Source organism: Mesorhizobium sp. WSM4823, assembly GCF_055811195.1.
The window spans coordinates 314,721-329,396 of sequence record NZ_JBVVQL010000004.1; the positions used below are offsets into that span (position 1 = coordinate 314,721).

The following is a 14,676-nucleotide window of genomic DNA, read 5'->3' on the forward strand; positions in this document are numbered from 1 at the left end:
TCGCCAAGAGAAGCCAATTCCGTGACAAACCTAGCCGCACATTTGCTTAAACCGTGTAAACGGCCCGGCTCAGTGAAATAAGCCTTACGCTTTTGTTAGCGAGTGGGACCGCTCAAGCCGCTTCGGAAATGTCCGTGTCCAGGATGGTCAGATTGCGGCCGCGGTGCTTGGCCTGGTAAAGGCGCCGGTCGGCGGTACGCATCAGATCCGATACGGCGGCATTCTCGCCGCAGGTGACGCCGCCGATGCTGACGGTGAGGGGTATGATCCGCTCATCGACGGGACGGAAGCGGATCAGCTCGACTTCACGGCGAATGCGCTCGGCGACGCGTTTGGCTTCCTGTTCGGTGGCACCGATCAGGAACGCGCCGAATTCCTCGCCACCGATGCGGCCGATCACGTCTCCGCTGCGCACGCCGCGCTCGATCGCGCTTGCAATGAGGAGCAGTGCGTCGTCGCCGGTCAGATGGCCGTAGCTGTCGTTGATGACCTTGAAGTGATCGGCATCGATGATCAGCAACGCACCGCGATCGGATTTACGTCGGGAGGCGTCGAGCGTAGCAAAGAAGCTCTCGCGGTTGAGCATGCCGGTCATATCGTCGCGGCTCGCCTTTTCCGACAGGCGCCGATGCGCGGCGGCGAGCTGGGCATGAGCGCGGGCGAGGTCGCGATGGGCGCTTTTCAACCTCTCGCCCTGCCAGAAAGTATAGGCACTGGCGACCCAGGCAAGGGCGAGCGGGCACACTGTCGATGTCAGCCACATCGTGCGGTTGAACGGAAAACCCATTGCCGGAACGATGATCAGCGTCAGCAAAAGCGAGACCGCGAGGGAGGCGAAAGCGACGGCGGCAGACTTCAGAAATATGCGGCTCATCGCTGGCTCCCCTGGACCGTCTCTGTGCCAGCAAGCCCTGAATGCCACCTTTCCGTGATGCCTAAAATTTGAATCATGGCATCGTTTTCGTCACTCGCAACCCGCATAAGTTGTGGATAAAGCCTCTGCCAAAAGCATTGTTTCGTGCCATAAGGACTGCATGACCACGCTCCCGGATCCCGCTCGCTTCGCCCATGTTACCGACTGGGTATTCGACCTCGACAACACGCTCTATCCGCACCATTCGAACCTGTTCTCGCAGATCGACGTGAAGATGACCGCCTATGTCGGAGAACTGCTGACGCTGCCGCGCGACGATGCCCGTAAGCTGCAGAAGGAGCTCTACCGAGAATACGGCACGACGCTGAACGGTCTGATGGCGCGCCACGGCATCGATCCCGACGACTTTCTCGAGAAGGTCCATGACATCGACTATTCCTGGCTGGTCCCCGATCCCGTTCTCGGTACCGCCATCCGCCAGCTTCCCGGCCGCAAGTTCATCTTCACCAATGGCGACCGCAGGCATGCCGAACGCACCGCGCGCCAACTCGGCATCCTCGACCATTTCGACGACATTTTCGATATCGTCGCCGCCGGACTGAATCCCAAGCCGGCGCGCCAGACCTACGAGAAGTTTGCGGAACTCCACGCGGTCACCGGCCACAATGCGGTGATGTTCGAGGATCTGGCCCGCAACCTGTCCGTGCCGAAATCGCTGGGCATGACCACGGTGCTGGTCGTGCCGCGCAACTTCGAGCCGACCTTCTCTGAAATCTGGGAACGCGACCCGGCCAACGAGGACGATGTGGATTTCGTCACCGACGATCTTGCAACTTTTCTGACGGCGATCGTCGAGGTCACGGCATAGACGGCGTCGTCATCCCAAGGCGAAGAAAGAGGCGTTTCCGCCAATCTCCGACCGAAACGAGCTAAATTCCAATCAAGCCTGCGCCGTCACAGCTTGTAAAAGCGGCTGATAATTCCCCAGGCCTCGTCGGCGGTGTCGACGAAATCGATGATGTCCTGGTCGCCCGGGGTGATCGTGCCTTGCTCGGCGAGGAAATCGAGGTCGATTGCTCTTTTCCAGAAAGCCTTGCCAAACAGGATCACCGGCACGCGCTCCATGCGGCCGGTCTGGATCAGGGTCAGGGTCTCGAAGAATTCGTCCATCGTGCCGAAGCCGCCCGGAAAAACCGCGACAGCCTTGGCGCGCATGACGAAATGCATCTTGCGGACCGCGAAATAGTGGAAGTTGAAACAGAGCTCCGGGGTCACATAGGCATTCGGCGCCTGCTCATGCGGCAGCACGATGTTAAGGCCGATCGACGGTGCGCCGACATCATCAGCGCCACGGTTGCCGGCCTCCATGACGCCGGGTCCGCCGCCTGTCACCACGACGAACTCCCGGTAATAGGAGGTGGCCGACTGCTGCGAGCAGAGGCGGGCGAATTTTCGCGCTTCCTCGTAATATTTGCTGTTTTCCTCAAGGTTCTTCTTCTGCGTCTCGTTCTTGGCCGCCCAAGCTTCACCGCCCGGCTCGGGGATGCGTGCGCCACCGAACAGGATGACGGTCGAACGGATGCCACGCTCGGCCAGGATCATTTCCGGCTTCAACAGTTCGAGTTGTAGCCGCACGGCACGCAATTCGCGCCGTGTCATGAAATCGGGATCGTTCCAGGCCAGCCGGTAGGTCTCGGCGCGCGTCTGCGGCGTGTCCGGCACGCTTTTCGACCGCTCCAGATCCTCATCTGAATGCGGCAGCGGCGTCCACCCCGCCTTTTCCATAGGAGTCATGTTACCTACCCGTCCAATTATTCACTTGCCCAATTATTCACTGGCCCAATTATTCACTGGCGCCGTCCCGTGGCGCAGCCGCGATTGACCCTCATCAAGCCTTCACATAGGGTCCGGCGACTTTCAAAACAGGTTAAGGTCCGGCCCCTTAACAGCTTGGTAATGGAGCGAATTCATGTCGAAGCCCGATCTGGCGAGCCTCGAAAAGACCGTCGAAGAAGCTTTCGAGGAACGCGACACGATTTCGACGGCGACCCGCGGCGCGACGCGCGACGCCATCCAGTCGGCGCTCGACCTGCTCGACCGCGGTATCGTCCGCGTCGCCGAACGCCAGGCCGACGGCAAATGGCATGTCAACCAGTGGCTGAAGAAAGCGGTGCTGCTATCGTTCCGGGTCAATCAGATGGAGATCATCAAGGGTGGTCCCGGCCAGGCCGTTTGGTGGGACAAGGTGCCGTCGAAATTCGACGGCTGGAGCGCCATCGATTTCGAGAAGGCAGGCTTCCGCGCCGTGCCGTCGTCGGTCGTGCGGCGCTCGGCCTATGTCGCGCCGGGCGCGGTGCTGATGCCGTCCTTCGTCAATGTCGGCGCTTATGTCGACAGCGGCACCATGGTCGACACATGGGCCTCGGTCGGCTCCTGCGCCCAGATCGGCAAGAATGTGCATCTGTCGGGCGGCGTCGGCATCGGCGGCGTGCTGGAGCCGATGCAGGCCGGTCCCACCATCATCGAGGACAATTGCTTCATCGGCGCACGCTCCGAGGTGGTCGAAGGCTGCATCGTGCGCGAAGGCTCGGTGCTCGGCATGGGCGTCTTCATCGGCCAGTCGACCAAGATCGTCGACCGCGCCACCGGTGAGGTCTTCTACGGCGAAGTGCCGGCCAATTCCGTCGTCGTCGCCGGCTCGCTGCCCGGCAAGCCGTTGCCCAGCGGCGAGCCCGGCCCGAGCCTCTACTGCGCTGTCATCGTCAAGCGGGTCGATGACAGGACCCGTTCCAAAACCTCGATCAACGAACTGCTTCGCGATTGATCCTTCGCAAAAAGACGGACTGACCCGATTGCTCGACAGACCTCGATTTCTATGGCTTTTCTTCAGCCTTTCCGGGCGAGTGAACCCCAGTGCCTATGTTTTGGCCGGTCTTTTGCCGCTCCTCGTTCAGCTTTTTCTGCTCTACCAGTTCTCGCGAACGCCGCTCGGCACTGCCGCAAGTCAGTATTGGGCGCTCGCCTGGTGGATCGCGGTGGTCGTCTCGACATGGTCGACCTTTGCGCTGACGGCGAAGCGGTTCCATGATTTCGGCAAGCCTACCTACTATGCATTGATCTCTCTCGTCATCGGCGCCATTCTCCTTGTCATTCTGGCCTTTTTCAAAAGCGATCCCGGGCCCAACCGCTACGGCAAACACACCAATGCACCGGCCGAATCCTGAACGTCGATCGGGCCTCTTGCCATGCGCTACCGCACGCTTGATTCGAAACTGATCATCCAAACCGCCGAGCAACTGGAAAAACGCGTCGCGGACCGTTTTCCCGATGCAGGCCTGCGTGGCGTCGCCATTGAACTTGTGTCGCTGTCGCGTGATCTGGCGGAGGCGGCGAAGGCGCTGGAAGCGCCGATCTGGTGGCTGCGCGGCATCGTCATCGCCGCCATTGCCGCCGGTGCGCTGACGTTCCTGTTCGTCGGCACCATCCTGCCGCTCGGCCGTATCTCGGAAAGCCGCGATGCTATCCAGTCGGTGCAAGGCATCGAATCCTTGATCAATGTGGTCATTCTCGCGGCACTTGGCTTCCTGGCCTTGATCCGAACCGAGGAACGCATCAAGCGCAAGCAGGTGTTTCGTAAGCTTCACGGCTTGCGATCGTTGATCCACGTCATCGACATGCACCAGCTGACCAAGGACCCGGCTGTGCTTTCAACCGATTTCAAACCGGCGTCGCATTCGCCGGCGCGCATAACCGACCGTGCCGACCTCGCCCGCTACCTCGACTACTGCTCAGAAATGCTGTCGATCACCGGCAAGATCGCCGCGCTGTTCGCCCAGTCGATCAACGACAATGTGGTCGTCGATGGTGTCAACGACATCGAGACCCTCGCCTCCAACCTGTCGCGAAAGATCTGGCAGAAGATCACGCTGATCGAAGGCCGGCACTGATCGCTTCCGGTGTCAGGCCGGGCGATCCACGATTTTCCTGCTCTGCCTTGCGAACCAGTGCCGTGACACGCTTTATCAGCGGCGCCGGCGTGCCTGCTCTGTCAGCCAGGCGCAGAATCGCGCCTTGCAGCTCGCCGATCTCGGTCGGCCGGCCGCGCTGCAAATCGTCCCACATCGACGAGCGTGCCTCGGGATCGATCGCAAGCATGCGCCTCGCCAGGACCTTGAACAGCCAGTCGGGCAGACGGAGCAGTTTTGGCAGCAGCGCCGGGCGCAGGCCGGCGATCCGCGCCGGCTCGATGCTCGACGCCCGCATTGCCGCCAACGCCTCGTCGATCTGGCCGGCCAGGATCAGCCGCCAGCGGCGGTCGGCCAATTGCGTTGCCAGCGGCAGGCCGCAAAGCGCCACCAGCGCGTTATTCAAATTAAGCAGCAGCTTGCCCCACAGCATCGCGGCCATGTCGCCATGCGCGGCGACTGCGAACCCATCGACGTCGAGCAGTTCATCGAGGCCGGCGATCCCTTCTTCGATCATCACCTTGCCCTCGCTGGCGCGATGCACGCGAAGCGGCAATTCGCCATCCGGTGACTGGACCACGTTGAACGGCACCATGCCTGCGAGCACAGGTCGCCCAGTAAGCCTTGCCCGCAGCCTGTCGGCATTGTCGACGCCGTTCTGCAGGCTGACCACCACCGCGTCCGGGCGGGCGTGGGCGGCAATGAGCGCCGCTATTTTTTCAGTCGCGCCGCTCTTGACCGTCACAAGAATGATTTCGGCACTGCGCAAAGCGGCCGCCGGATCGGCGGTGGCCGAAAGCCCCTCCGGCTTGATGGAGCGGTCGCGGCCATCAAGGTCGGTGACCCGCAAGCCGCGCTTGCGCAAGGCCTCTGCAATGCGTGGCCGTGCCAGCAGAATCACCTGCCGCCCGGCGAGCGCCAGGCAGCCGCCGGCATAGCAGCCGACGCTGCCGGCGCCGGCAATGACGATCGTTTTGTTCTCGTTGGCCATCCGATGGTGCCTGCGACTATACGACATGAAAACCATAATGTCGGCGGGATGACTGGCGCTTATGTCTGGCCGTGACAGGCCCTACGCTTTCGACTATCGCTTTTGCCCATGACGCTGCCGACCGATCCCGCCAGAAATCTCGCCGCCCTCATCCGCTGCGCCTCGGTGACGCCCGCTGAGGGCGGGGCATTGAGCACGCTGGAAACAATGCTGAAACCGCTCGGCTTTTCCGTCGAGCGCCCGGTATTTTCGGAAGGAGGCACGCCCGATATCGAGAACCTCTATGCCCGACGCTCCGGCAACGGCCCGCATCTGATGTTCGCCGGACATACCGACGTGGTTCCGGTCGGCGACGAGGCTTCATGGACGCATCCGCCTTTCGCGGCCGAGATCGCCAACGGCGAGATGTTCGGCCGCGGTGCCGTCGACATGAAGGGCGGCATCGCCTGTTTTATCGCGGCGGTGGCGCGCCATCTCGAAACGAAAGGTGGTCTGAAGGGCTCGGTCTCGCTGCTGATCACCGGCGACGAAGAAGGACCGGCCATCAACGGCACGACAAAGCTGCTTGAATGGGCGGCCGCCAAGGGCGAGAAATGGGATGCCTCCATCGTCGGCGAGCCGACCAATCCCGACGCGCTGGGCGACATGATTAAGATCGGCCGGCGCGGCTCTTTGTCGGGCAGCATCGTCGTCAATGGCAGGCAGGGCCACGCCGCCTATCCGCAGCTTGCCGACAACCCGGTGCGCGGTCTGATGACGCTGGTCGATGCCTTGCTGCATCCCGTCTTCGACCAGGGCACAAAGGACTTCCAGCCGACCAATCTGGAGGTGACCTCGATCGACGTCGGCAATCCGGCCACCAATGTCATTGCGGCGAAGGCGACCGCCAACTTTAACATCCGTTTCAACGACACATGGACCGCCGAGACCATCCAGGCGGAAATCCACAACCGTCTCGACCAGGCGGCGAAGCGCAAGAAGTACCGGGCCGGCAAGACAGCGCCGGTCGATTACGAGCTCGTCTGGCGCGACCGGCCGAGCCACGTCTTCCTCACCCGTGACGACCGGCTGATCGAAGCGCTCAGCGGTTCGGTCGAAACGGTGATCGGCAGGAAGCCGGTGCCTTCCACCTCCGGCGGCACTTCCGACGCACGCTTCATCAAGGACTATTGTCCGGTGGTCGAATTCGGGCTTGTCGGCAAGACCATGCACATGGTCGATGAACGCGTCGCGCTTGCCGATCTGGAGACGCTGACGCAGATCTATCAGCGCTTCATCGAAGACTGGTTCGAGCGAGGCGTATCGTAATCATGCTTTCGTCGGATGAAACCTACGCTTCGCTGAACGGCGCCTGGCGACTGATGCTCGGCAAGGCCGACGGGCTGCGCCTGCTCGATCTTTCGGTCGACGGTTTCTGGAATTCCTTCTTCGCCATCGTCGTCGCGGTACCGGCGCTGATCGTCGGTTGGGTTGGCCTTGCCAACGAGATCGGCGATCCCAATGCATTCGCAGGGCGCTTCAGCATGCTGATCCGCCTGGCGACGGTCGACATCGGCGCGTGGGTGTTGCCGCTTGCCGGCCTTGCCTTGGTCGCTCCGCGCGCCGGCATTGGCGGGCGCTTCGTCCACTATGTCGTCGCCAGCAACTGGGCGTCGGCAATCACAGCCTGGATGATGCTGCCGGCGGCGTTGATCAGGCTTTTCCTGCCGTCCACCAACGAGTTCGTCGTGCTGGCATCGCTGCTTTTGTTTGCGCTGTCGATGGTCCTGACCTGGCGGATGACAAACGTCGCCATCGGCAGAGGGGCGGCTGTCGGCACCGCCGTTTTCGCCGGCATGTTCGTGGCGTCGCTGGTGGTTTGGTTCGGCATGGAGACGCTGCTCGGCATCGGTGCGCCGAGCGCGTGAATTTTATCCGAATTCCTGGTGCTGTTTTTTTCGCGGCAGGTATGATAATATCATACTGATCACCTCATAGGGGGAATGATGTCTGCCATTGAAAAACGCACTTTCAGCCTACCGGCCGAGCAAGCCGCTTTTATCGATCGGCTCGTTCAGTCCGGGACCTATGCAACCAGCAGCGAAGTCATCCGCGCTGGGCTTCGCGCCTTGCAAGAGCGCGATGCCGCCGTGGAACGTTGGCTGCGCGAGGAAGTCGCGCCGACCTATGACGCTTGGAAGGCAAATCCTGCTGGGGGTATTTCGCCAGAGGAGATGGCCGAACGGGCGCGCAAGCGCCACAAGGCCCACTTGCAGAGAAATGCGTGAAGCGTCGAGCTGTCCTTTACGCGCTTGAGGCAGGCGGCGATCTCGATCGGATTTACGACATCATTGCGGAAGCCAGCAGTGCCACCACAGCCGACCGCTATGATCAGCGTATCCGGGCATTCTGCGAACGCCTTGAATACGGCTCCGAATGTGGCACACGCCGCGACGATGTGCGGCAGGAGCTTCGCATCATCGGATTCGAACGCCGCGTCACCATCGCCTTCATCGTAGAGTCCGAGCGCGTGGTGATTTTGCGCGTGTTCTACGGCGGGGCCGATTGGCAGGACGATCTGGCCTAGGTGACGCTGGCTGACCGGCACATCTAGCTTCGTCATCCGGATGCCTGCGGATAGTCGACGCCGATAAGAAAAAGACCGTCGGGCGGCGCGACCTGGCCACAGGCGGCACGGTCGCGCGCATCGAGCGCCGCCTTCAGGTCGACAATTGTCCAGCCGCCTTCACCGACGCGCTTCAGCGAGCCGACCATCGAGCGCACCTGATTGTGCAGGAACGAGCGCGCCGAGGCTCGCACTTCGATCACGTCACCCAGCCGGCTGACATCCAGCCGGTCGAGCGTTCGGATCGGGCTGTCGGCCTGGCATTGGGTCGAGCGGAAAGTGGTGAAATCATGCCGCCCCAGTAGGACCTTTGCCGCCTCGTGCATGGCCTCGGCGTCGAGCCGCTTCGGCACCCACCAGATTTTGCCCTTGTCGAGCGCGGCCGGCGCGCGACGGTTGACGATGCGATAGAGATAGTGGCGGCCGATCGCCGAGAAACGCGCATCGAAGCTATCGGGCACGAGGGCGGCCTGGAGGATGGCGATGCGCGCCTTGGCCACTTGCAGATGGGCGTTGACGGCGTCGCGCACCTTGTCGTTCGGCCACGCCTTGACGAGATCGACATGCGCCACCTGGCCGGAGGCATGGACGCCGGCATCGGTGCGACCGGCGCCGCGCAGCGAGACCTCTTCGCCGCAGAATTTCTCGATCGCCTGCTCGATCGCCTGCTGCACCGAAGGCTGGTCGGCCTGACGCTGCCAACCTGCATAGAGGCTGCCGTCATATTCGATGTCGAGGCGAAAACGCGGCATTCCTAAAGCAGGATAAGGTTAGGCGGCGAGCGCAGAGCCGAAGGCCGAAGCGTAGACCAGCTTGCCGGTCTCAGGCGCCTCGCCCCAGGCAAGCGCCTGCAATGCGTCGCCCTGGTATTCGCTTTCGAATTTTTCAGCGCGTGCGTGGCTGTAGCCGAAACGGCTGTAATAGGCGGGGTCGCCAAGCACCACCGCCAGCAGTTCGCCAGCGTCCTTCAGACGGATATGTGCCTCGCGGACCAGCGCGCCGCCAATGCCGGTGCCATGGAATGACGGCTCGACCGCCAAAGGCGCCAGCGCCACCGCCGGAAAGCTCTTGCCGCCGTTCTGGACGAAAAGCCTGGAAAACAGGATGTGGCCGACCACCTGTCCATCTTCGTCCGCCACCAGTTCGACGACGGCATCGCCGCCGGTGACCAGCGCGTCTACCAATCCGGCCTCCGCCTGCTGGCCGAATGCATGTTCCTCGACGAGGCGGATCGCCTCACGGTCCCGCGGCGTCGCCGCGCGTATCGACATCATGCTCATGAGAATTTCATTCCTTTTTTGAGCTTGGCCCCGCGCAAAAACTCCTGCGCGGCAATGGGCCTGCCGCCCGCACGTTGAACTTCGACCAGCCTGATCGCGCCTGACCCGCAGGCGACCGTCAGCCGGTCGTCGAGAATTCCTCCCGGCTCGCCGGCGCCTTGCGAAAGCGTCGAGCGAATGAGTTTCAGCCGTTCCAGGCAGCCGCCGATTTCGATCTCGCACCATGCGCCAGGAAAGGGCGACAGGCCGCGAACATGATCGTGGACTTCGCCAGCAGGCCGCGTCCAGTCCACGCGCGTCTCCGCTTTATCGATCTTTTTGGCATAGGTCACCCCCACCGTCGCTTGCGTGGTAAATGTCAGGGCATCCCTTTCCAGCCGTGCCAGCGCTTCCGTCATCAGCGCAGCAGCAATGAACATCAATCGATCGTGCAGATCGCCGGCCGTCATATCGGGGCCGATGGCGCATTTTTCAACCATGGCCACCGGGCCGGTGTCGAGGCCTTCTTCCATACGCATCACCATCATGCCGGTTTCCGCATCGCCAGCCATGACGGCGCGCTGGATGGGGGCAGCGCCGCGCCAGCGCGGCAACAGCGATGCGTGGCCATTGAGGCAGCCGAGCCGCGGCGCCTCGAGAATGGGTTTGGGCAACAGCAATCCATAGGCGACGACGACGGCGACGTCGGCCCGCAAGGCTCGGAACGCCTGCTGCTCGGCCTCGCTTTTCAGCGACACCGGCGTCCGCACCTCGATGCCCAACCGCTCCGCCTCGCGCTGCACCGGCGACGGCGTCAGCTCCAGCCCGCGGCGACCGGCGGCGCGCGGCGGCTGGGTGTAGACGGCTTCTATTTCATGCCCGGCTTCTGCGATCGCCCGCAGCGTCGGCACCGAGAATTCGGGCGTACCCATGAAGATGACGCGCAGGGGCATTTTTGTTCCGGTCTTGGTCTGGCCGTTAAGTCGGCTCAGGCACCTGCTTCAAACGGATTTACGAGCTTTAGGTTAAGCCCGTCGAAGTCGCGTTTCCGTTCCGCCTCGATCTCGTCCGTTATCTTTGCGAACTCATCGTCAATCGCATTTTCTGCGGCGAATGCCGAGCGAATCGCGTCCCATGCTGAAAGACCCGGTTCTGGCTTGGCTTCTCGTTCCGCGATCATGCCTTTATGCAAAAGATCGATCGCCTTGCCCGACAAGCTCTGGCCGCATTTGCGCGCCGCCAGTTCGATTTCGCGCTTCAAAGGTTCGGGAATGTCCCTGATCAGCATATCGGCCATCGGCGTCTCCATCTGACATTATGATATCGCCATAAGAATGATATCGCCATAAGAGCAAAGGCTGGCAATCCTTCTCGCACGTATGTCTTGCCGTCGTTTGGCTTGGAGGGGGCTTCCGCGAATTGCCCTAATGATGCCTATCCCACCAGCTTGCCTGGCGCCTTGTTGCCCGGCGGCTTCTCCCTGGCGAGCTTCTTGAACTTCTTCACCACCATGTCGCGCTTCAACTTCGAAATGTGGTCGATGAATAGAACGCCGTTGAGATGGTCGATCTCATGCTGCAGGCAGGTCGCCATCAGGCCTTCGGCCTCGATCTCTTGCAGCTTACCGTCGCGGTCGAGATATTTCACGCGCACGGCGGCGGGCCGCTCCACCTCGGCATAGTAATCCGGGATCGACAGGCAACCCTCCTCATAGACCGATCGCTGATCGGCGCTGTCGAGGACCTCGGGATTGATGAAGACATGCGGCGCCGGCGTCTCGTCCTCCTTGGCGAGGTCGATCACCAGCATGCGCAACGGTTCGCCGACCTGTATCGCGGCCAGACCGATGCCAGGCGCATCATACATGGTCTCCAGCATGTCGTCGGCGAGTTTGCGCAAGGCGCCGTCGACGCGCTCGACCGGTTTCGAAACCTGGCGCAGGACGGGATCGGGAAGAATGATGAGAGGCTTGATCGACATGGCGTCTCACCTAAGACGTCGCACGAAAAGCGTCAACCGGGCCTTTGAAGTGCCGTTCACGTTTTGATCTGTGCCATCAGGCCGAATCATCTATGCTGTCCATATGAACGAGTTGACCACCATCCTATCCGAACCGATCGCTCGGCTCGGCGCCACCACGATCACGCTCGGCCACGCACTGGCATTCGGCGCGATCCTGCTCCTGGGCCTGTTCGTGGCGCTGGTCATCGCGCTGTGGCGGTCGGCCAAGGCGCGTGCGGTGGCTGCCGCGGAAGCCGCCGATCACGCCCGCGACGCCGAGGCGCGGATGGCAGGCATCCTGCAAAGTCAGGCCGAAATGCAGGGCCGCATGGGCGCCATCGCCGAAGTGTTCGGGGCTCGGCAGGCGGAGCTCACACAGTCGATCGGCCAACGCCTCGACGCGATGACCGGCCGTCTCGGCCAGACCATGACCGAGCAGACGAAATCGACTCATGAGAGCCTGGCCAAATTGCAGGAACGGCTGGCGGTCATCGATACCGCGCAAGGCAACATCCAGTCGCTGGCCGGCCAGGTCGTTCAGCTTCAGGCGATCCTCTCCAACAAGCAGACGCGCGGTGCTTTCGGCCAGTCGCGCATGGAGGCGATCGTCGCCGACGGCCTGCCGCACGGTGCTTACGAGTTCCAGGCGACCTTGTCGAACGGCAGCCGGCCCGACTGCCTGGTGAAGATGCCGAACGGTGCGCCCGCACTTGCCATAGACGCAAAGTTTCCGCTGGAAGCCTGGAACGCCATCCGTGCCGCCGAAGGTGTCGATTTGCAGAAAGTCGCCGCACAAGCGTTTCGGCGGGATATCGAGGTGCATGTCCGCGACATATCAGAAAAATACCTGATCCAGGGCGAGACGCAGGACACCGCCTTCATGTTCGTTCCGTCGGAATCGGTGTTCGCCGAGATCCACGAGAATTTCGAGGGGATTGTCCACAAGGCGCACCGCGCCCGCATTGTCATCGTCTCGCCGTCGCTGCTGATGCTGTCGATCCAGGTCATCCAGGCGATCCTCAAGGACGCCCGCATGCGCGAGCAGGCGCATTTGATCCAGGGCGAAGTCATCCGGCTGATGGAGGATGTCTCGCGTCTCGACGAGCGGGTGCGCAAGCTGCAGAGCCATTTCGGCCAGTCTGCCAAGGACATCGACGAGATCCTCGTCTCGACGTCGAAGGTGACCAAGCGCGGCCAGAAAATCGAGGCGCTGGAGTTCGGCGCGCAGCCTCCGGAGGGGGATGCCGGATCGGCCGCTACGACCTATGGGGCCGGCGCGAGGGCCGAAGCAGGCGCACGCATCGCCGACTCCAAGACCGGCCAGCTGAGATTAAGGGTCGTCGAAGGCGACGACTGAGAGGCTACTGCTCCTCGACGATCGTCATGCCTTCGAATTCCGGCAGCCAGTGCAGCGCCGAGCGATGCCAGATCTGTCGTCTCGGGGTCAGTTCATCGCGCTGCCGCGCCGTGCCGACCCTGATGCCGTAGACTTTCGGCCCGTCGCCGACCGACGTGGCGTAGAGATGCGAACCGCACTCGCCGCAAAAGGCCTGGGCGCGCCTGGCGCCGCTCGGCGCGGTCTTGATGTAGATCTTCGGCGTGCCCCTGATGATCCGGTAGTGATCCTCCGGCGCCGGCACGGTCACTCGAAATGCCGTTCCGGTCAGTTTCTGGCAATCGGTGCAGTGACAGATACTGGTCTTTTCCGGATCGACCTCGGCCTCGTAAGTGATGGCGCCGCAATGGCACCCGCCGTCGATTTTCATCTTCGTTCCTCCCGAAATCCGTTCAGCATCTCAGATCGCCCTGCATTTGGACGCACATAATACACGCCAATACTTAGAATCCACGCATCGAGCTTCCGAAAATTTCGATTTCTCGGGCCGATGCGGTGGCATGGCAAGTGCGCCAGGCGAACGGCAAGCCGGCTAGTCCGGCGCATCTTTAGACGCTGCTTCGATCACCTTGCGCCGCTGCTCCCACATCCCGGTCGTCTGCGGCTTGACGAACAGCCGCTTGATCTCCGGCACCTCTGCTTTCAGCCGCGCCTCAATGCGTTCCACGCAAGCCTCGATCGCGGGCGCCGACAAATGGTCCTCGAACTCGATGCTCAAGCCGGCGACGATCTCCCGGGGACCCATATGGATGGTCAGCACGCCGTTGGCCCGCTGCACCGCCGGATCCTCCTGGGCGATCGTCAGCACTTGCTTCTGCGTCTCGGGCGAGGCCGGTTCGCCCATCAGCAGGCTCTTGCTTTCGCGCGCCAGGAAGATCGCCGTCCCTGCCAGAATCAGGGCAATGCCGATCGACGCCGCTCCGTCGAGTTGCGGCATCTCCAGCACCTCCGCCGCCAATATACCGGCGAAAGCGACGATCAGGCCGAGAAGGGCAGCGCTGTCCTCAAACAGTACAGTGTAAACGCTGGGATCCTTGCTGAGCTGCACCGCCTCGATCCAGCCGAGCCTGCCTTTCTCTCGGCGGAACTCCCTCAGCGCCACCCACCAGGAACTGCCTTCGAAAAGGAAGGACAGGCCGAGGACGATGTAGTTCACCTTGGCATTGACGACCGGCTCCGGCGCCATGATGTGCATCACGCCCTCGTAGAACGACACGCCGGCGCCGAGTGCAAAGACGAGAAGAGCGACAATGAAGCTCCAGAAATAGAGCTCGCGTCCGTGGCCGAGCGGATGTGTGCGATCGGGCGGGCGGGCGGCGCGGTGCAGGCCGAAGAGCAGCAGGCCGCCATTGCCGGTGTCGACCAGCGAGTGCACGCCCTCCGACAGCATCGCCGAACTGCCGGTGAAGAAGGCGGCCGTGAACTTGGTCAGCGCGATCGCGAGATTGCCGGCGAGCGCCGCGTAGATGACCCTTTTCGACCCGCCATGCGCCGCCATGGTGTGCTGCCCTGTTCGATGTTCGCAGCTTAACGGCGCACCCGCCGAAGCTCCATAAGCATTCACAACGCGCGAACCATCCGGTCG

The 14,676-nt window shown here is 62.3% G+C and carries 19 protein-coding genes; 9 read left to right on the forward strand and 10 right to left on the reverse strand.

Features of this window, described 5'->3' with window-relative positions; translation table 11 throughout:
• Positions 1-112: 112 nt before the first annotated feature.
• Positions 113-874, reverse strand: coding sequence for a GGDEF domain-containing protein (locus AC0L26_RS13510; protein WP_473632967.1), 762 nt, complete (start codon positions 872-874; stop codon positions 113-115).
• 160 nt (positions 875-1,034) lie between these two features.
• On the opposite strand from AC0L26_RS13510, the gene AC0L26_RS13515 reads away from it, so the two are divergent.
• Positions 1,035-1,742 carry a pyrimidine 5'-nucleotidase gene (locus AC0L26_RS13515; protein ID WP_352927092.1) on the forward strand — a complete coding sequence of 236 codons (708 nt, stop codon included), beginning with the start codon at positions 1,035-1,037 and terminating at the stop codon, positions 1,740-1,742.
• An 86-nt stretch (positions 1,743-1,828) separates the two neighbouring features.
• On the opposite strand, the gene AC0L26_RS13520 is transcribed toward AC0L26_RS13515, so the two are convergent.
• A complete protein-coding gene (locus AC0L26_RS13520; protein ID WP_352927095.1) occupies positions 1,829-2,668 on the reverse strand; it encodes an LOG family protein in 840 nt (279 codons plus the stop codon).
• Positions 2,669-2,843: 175 nt separating this feature from the next.
• Between AC0L26_RS13520 and dapD the strand changes: the two genes are divergently transcribed.
• Genes dapD through AC0L26_RS13535 form a run of 3 tightly spaced genes read left to right on the forward strand, consistent with a single transcriptional unit; the run spans position 2,844 to position 4,821 of the window.
• A complete protein-coding gene (dapD, locus tag AC0L26_RS13525; protein ID WP_473632968.1) occupies positions 2,844-3,698 on the forward strand; it encodes a 2,3,4,5-tetrahydropyridine-2,6-dicarboxylate N-succinyltransferase in 855 nt (284 codons plus the stop codon).
• 28 nt (positions 3,699-3,726) lie between these two features.
• The gene (locus AC0L26_RS13530) at positions 3,727-4,098 is read left to right on the forward strand and encodes a DUF805 domain-containing protein (protein WP_473632969.1); all 372 of its coding nucleotides are present in this window, start codon (positions 3,727-3,729) and stop codon (positions 4,096-4,098) included.
• Between the two features lie 21 nt (positions 4,099-4,119).
• Positions 4,120-4,821 carry a hypothetical protein gene (locus AC0L26_RS13535; RefSeq protein ID WP_352927104.1) on the forward strand — a complete coding sequence of 234 codons (702 nt, stop codon included), beginning with the start codon at positions 4,120-4,122 and terminating at the stop codon, positions 4,819-4,821.
• Here AC0L26_RS13535 and AC0L26_RS13540 read toward each other — a convergent pair.
• Positions 4,796-5,830, reverse strand: a complete 1,035-nt coding sequence (locus tag AC0L26_RS13540) for a 2-dehydropantoate 2-reductase (protein WP_473632970.1) — start codon at positions 5,828-5,830, stop codon at positions 4,796-4,798. The two genes, AC0L26_RS13535 and AC0L26_RS13540, sit on opposite strands and share 26 nt — an antisense overlap.
• Before the next feature lie 108 nt (positions 5,831-5,938).
• Here AC0L26_RS13540 and dapE point away from each other — a divergent pair, with 108 nt between their 5' ends.
• The 4 genes from dapE to AC0L26_RS13560 all read left to right on the forward strand — a co-directional run bounded on the left by dapE (position 5,939) and on the right by AC0L26_RS13560 (position 8,396).
• A complete protein-coding gene (gene dapE, locus AC0L26_RS13545) occupies positions 5,939-7,138 on the forward strand; it encodes a succinyl-diaminopimelate desuccinylase (protein WP_473632971.1) in 1,200 nt (399 codons plus the stop codon).
• Positions 7,139-7,140: 2 nt separating this feature from the next.
• Positions 7,141-7,737: a transporter gene (locus tag AC0L26_RS13550; RefSeq protein WP_473632972.1), complete on the forward strand. Its 597-nt coding sequence runs from the start codon at positions 7,141-7,143 to the stop codon at positions 7,735-7,737.
• Positions 7,738-7,815: 78 nt separating this feature from the next.
• On the forward strand, positions 7,816-8,097 hold the full coding sequence (locus AC0L26_RS13555) for a type II toxin-antitoxin system ParD family antitoxin (protein ID WP_473632973.1): 282 nt from the start codon (positions 7,816-7,818) through the stop codon (positions 8,095-8,097).
• Positions 8,094-8,396 (forward strand): type II toxin-antitoxin system RelE/ParE family toxin, encoded by a 303-nt coding sequence (locus AC0L26_RS13560; RefSeq protein WP_473632974.1) that lies wholly within the window; start codon positions 8,094-8,096, stop codon positions 8,394-8,396. Before AC0L26_RS13555 ends, AC0L26_RS13560 begins: the two co-directional genes overlap by 4 nt.
• A gap of 32 nt (positions 8,397-8,428) precedes the next feature.
• On the opposite strand, the gene truA is transcribed toward AC0L26_RS13560, so the two are convergent.
• The 5 genes from truA to def form a co-directional block, all read right to left on the reverse strand.
• Positions 8,429-9,187 carry a tRNA pseudouridine(38-40) synthase TruA gene (truA, locus tag AC0L26_RS13565; protein WP_473632975.1) on the reverse strand — a complete coding sequence of 253 codons (759 nt, stop codon included), beginning with the start codon at positions 9,185-9,187 and terminating at the stop codon, positions 8,429-8,431.
• A gap of 18 nt (positions 9,188-9,205) precedes the next feature.
• On the reverse strand, positions 9,206-9,715 hold the full coding sequence (locus tag AC0L26_RS13570; protein ID WP_473632976.1) for a GNAT family N-acetyltransferase: 510 nt from the start codon (positions 9,713-9,715) through the stop codon (positions 9,206-9,208).
• Entirely contained in the window at positions 9,712-10,641 is a 930-nt protein-coding gene (fmt, locus tag AC0L26_RS13575; RefSeq protein ID WP_473633209.1) for a methionyl-tRNA formyltransferase, read from the reverse strand. Before fmt ends, AC0L26_RS13570 begins: the two co-directional genes overlap by 4 nt.
• A 41-nt stretch (positions 10,642-10,682) precedes the next feature.
• The gene (locus AC0L26_RS13580; protein WP_473632977.1) at positions 10,683-10,991 is read right to left on the reverse strand and encodes a plasmid stabilization protein; all 309 of its coding nucleotides are present in this window, start codon (positions 10,989-10,991) and stop codon (positions 10,683-10,685) included.
• A 137-nt stretch (positions 10,992-11,128) separates the two neighbouring features.
• Complete coding sequence (def, locus tag AC0L26_RS13585) at positions 11,129-11,674, reverse strand: peptide deformylase (RefSeq protein WP_473632978.1); 546 nt, start codon at positions 11,672-11,674, stop codon at positions 11,129-11,131.
• Between the two features lie 103 nt (positions 11,675-11,777).
• On the opposite strand from def, the gene AC0L26_RS13590 reads away from it, so the two are divergent.
• Complete coding sequence (locus tag AC0L26_RS13590) at positions 11,778-13,052, forward strand: DNA recombination protein RmuC (protein WP_473632979.1); 1,275 nt, start codon at positions 11,778-11,780, stop codon at positions 13,050-13,052.
• 4 nt (positions 13,053-13,056) lie between these two features.
• Here the strand turns inward: AC0L26_RS13590 and AC0L26_RS13595 are convergent, their stop codons facing one another.
• Both AC0L26_RS13595 and AC0L26_RS13600 read right to left on the reverse strand, forming a co-directional pair.
• The gene (locus AC0L26_RS13595; protein WP_473632980.1) at positions 13,057-13,461 is read right to left on the reverse strand and encodes a GFA family protein; all 405 of its coding nucleotides are present in this window, start codon (positions 13,459-13,461) and stop codon (positions 13,057-13,059) included.
• 162 nt (positions 13,462-13,623) lie between these two features.
• Positions 13,624-14,589: a cation diffusion facilitator family transporter gene (locus AC0L26_RS13600; RefSeq protein ID WP_473632981.1), complete on the reverse strand. Its 966-nt coding sequence runs from the start codon at positions 14,587-14,589 to the stop codon at positions 13,624-13,626.
• Between the last annotated feature and the right edge of the window lie 87 nt (positions 14,590-14,676).

What these genes read in the sequence shown, in the direction of transcription:
- AC0L26_RS13510 (WP_473632967.1), bottom strand. Translation starts at nt 874, where the DNA reads ATGAGCCGCATATTTCTGAAGTCTGCCGCCGTCGCTTTCGCCTCCCTC.
- AC0L26_RS13515 (WP_352927092.1), top strand. Translation starts at nt 1,035, where the DNA reads ATGACCACGCTCCCGGATCCCGCTCGCTTCGCCCATGTTACCGACTGG.
- AC0L26_RS13520 (WP_352927095.1), bottom strand. Translation starts at nt 2,668, where the DNA reads ATGACTCCTATGGAAAAGGCGGGGTGGACGCCGCTGCCGCATTCAGAT.
- dapD (WP_473632968.1), top strand. Translation starts at nt 2,844, where the DNA reads ATGTCGAAGCCCGATCTGGCGAGCCTCGAAAAGACCGTCGAAGAAGCT.
- AC0L26_RS13535 (WP_352927104.1), top strand. Translation starts at nt 4,120, where the DNA reads ATGCGCTACCGCACGCTTGATTCGAAACTGATCATCCAAACCGCCGAG.
- AC0L26_RS13540 (WP_473632970.1), bottom strand. Translation starts at nt 5,830, where the DNA reads ATGGCCAACGAGAACAAAACGATCGTCATTGCCGGCGCCGGCAGCGTC.
- dapE (WP_473632971.1), top strand. Translation starts at nt 5,939, where the DNA reads ATGACGCTGCCGACCGATCCCGCCAGAAATCTCGCCGCCCTCATCCGC.
- AC0L26_RS13550 (WP_473632972.1), top strand. Translation starts at nt 7,141, where the DNA reads ATGCTTTCGTCGGATGAAACCTACGCTTCGCTGAACGGCGCCTGGCGA.
- AC0L26_RS13555 (WP_473632973.1), top strand. Translation starts at nt 7,816, where the DNA reads ATGTCTGCCATTGAAAAACGCACTTTCAGCCTACCGGCCGAGCAAGCC.
- truA (WP_473632975.1), bottom strand. Translation starts at nt 9,187, where the DNA reads ATGCCGCGTTTTCGCCTCGACATCGAATATGACGGCAGCCTCTATGCA.
- AC0L26_RS13570 (WP_473632976.1), bottom strand. Translation starts at nt 9,715, where the DNA reads ATGAGCATGATGTCGATACGCGCGGCGACGCCGCGGGACCGTGAGGCG.
- AC0L26_RS13580 (WP_473632977.1), bottom strand. Translation starts at nt 10,991, where the DNA reads ATGGCCGATATGCTGATCAGGGACATTCCCGAACCTTTGAAGCGCGAA.
- def (WP_473632978.1), bottom strand. Translation starts at nt 11,674, where the DNA reads ATGTCGATCAAGCCTCTCATCATTCTTCCCGATCCCGTCCTGCGCCAG.
- AC0L26_RS13590 (WP_473632979.1), top strand. Translation starts at nt 11,778, where the DNA reads ATGAACGAGTTGACCACCATCCTATCCGAACCGATCGCTCGGCTCGGC.
- AC0L26_RS13595 (WP_473632980.1), bottom strand. Translation starts at nt 13,461, where the DNA reads ATGAAAATCGACGGCGGGTGCCATTGCGGCGCCATCACTTACGAGGCC.
- AC0L26_RS13600 (WP_473632981.1), bottom strand. Translation starts at nt 14,589, where the DNA reads ATGGCGGCGCATGGCGGGTCGAAAAGGGTCATCTACGCGGCGCTCGCC.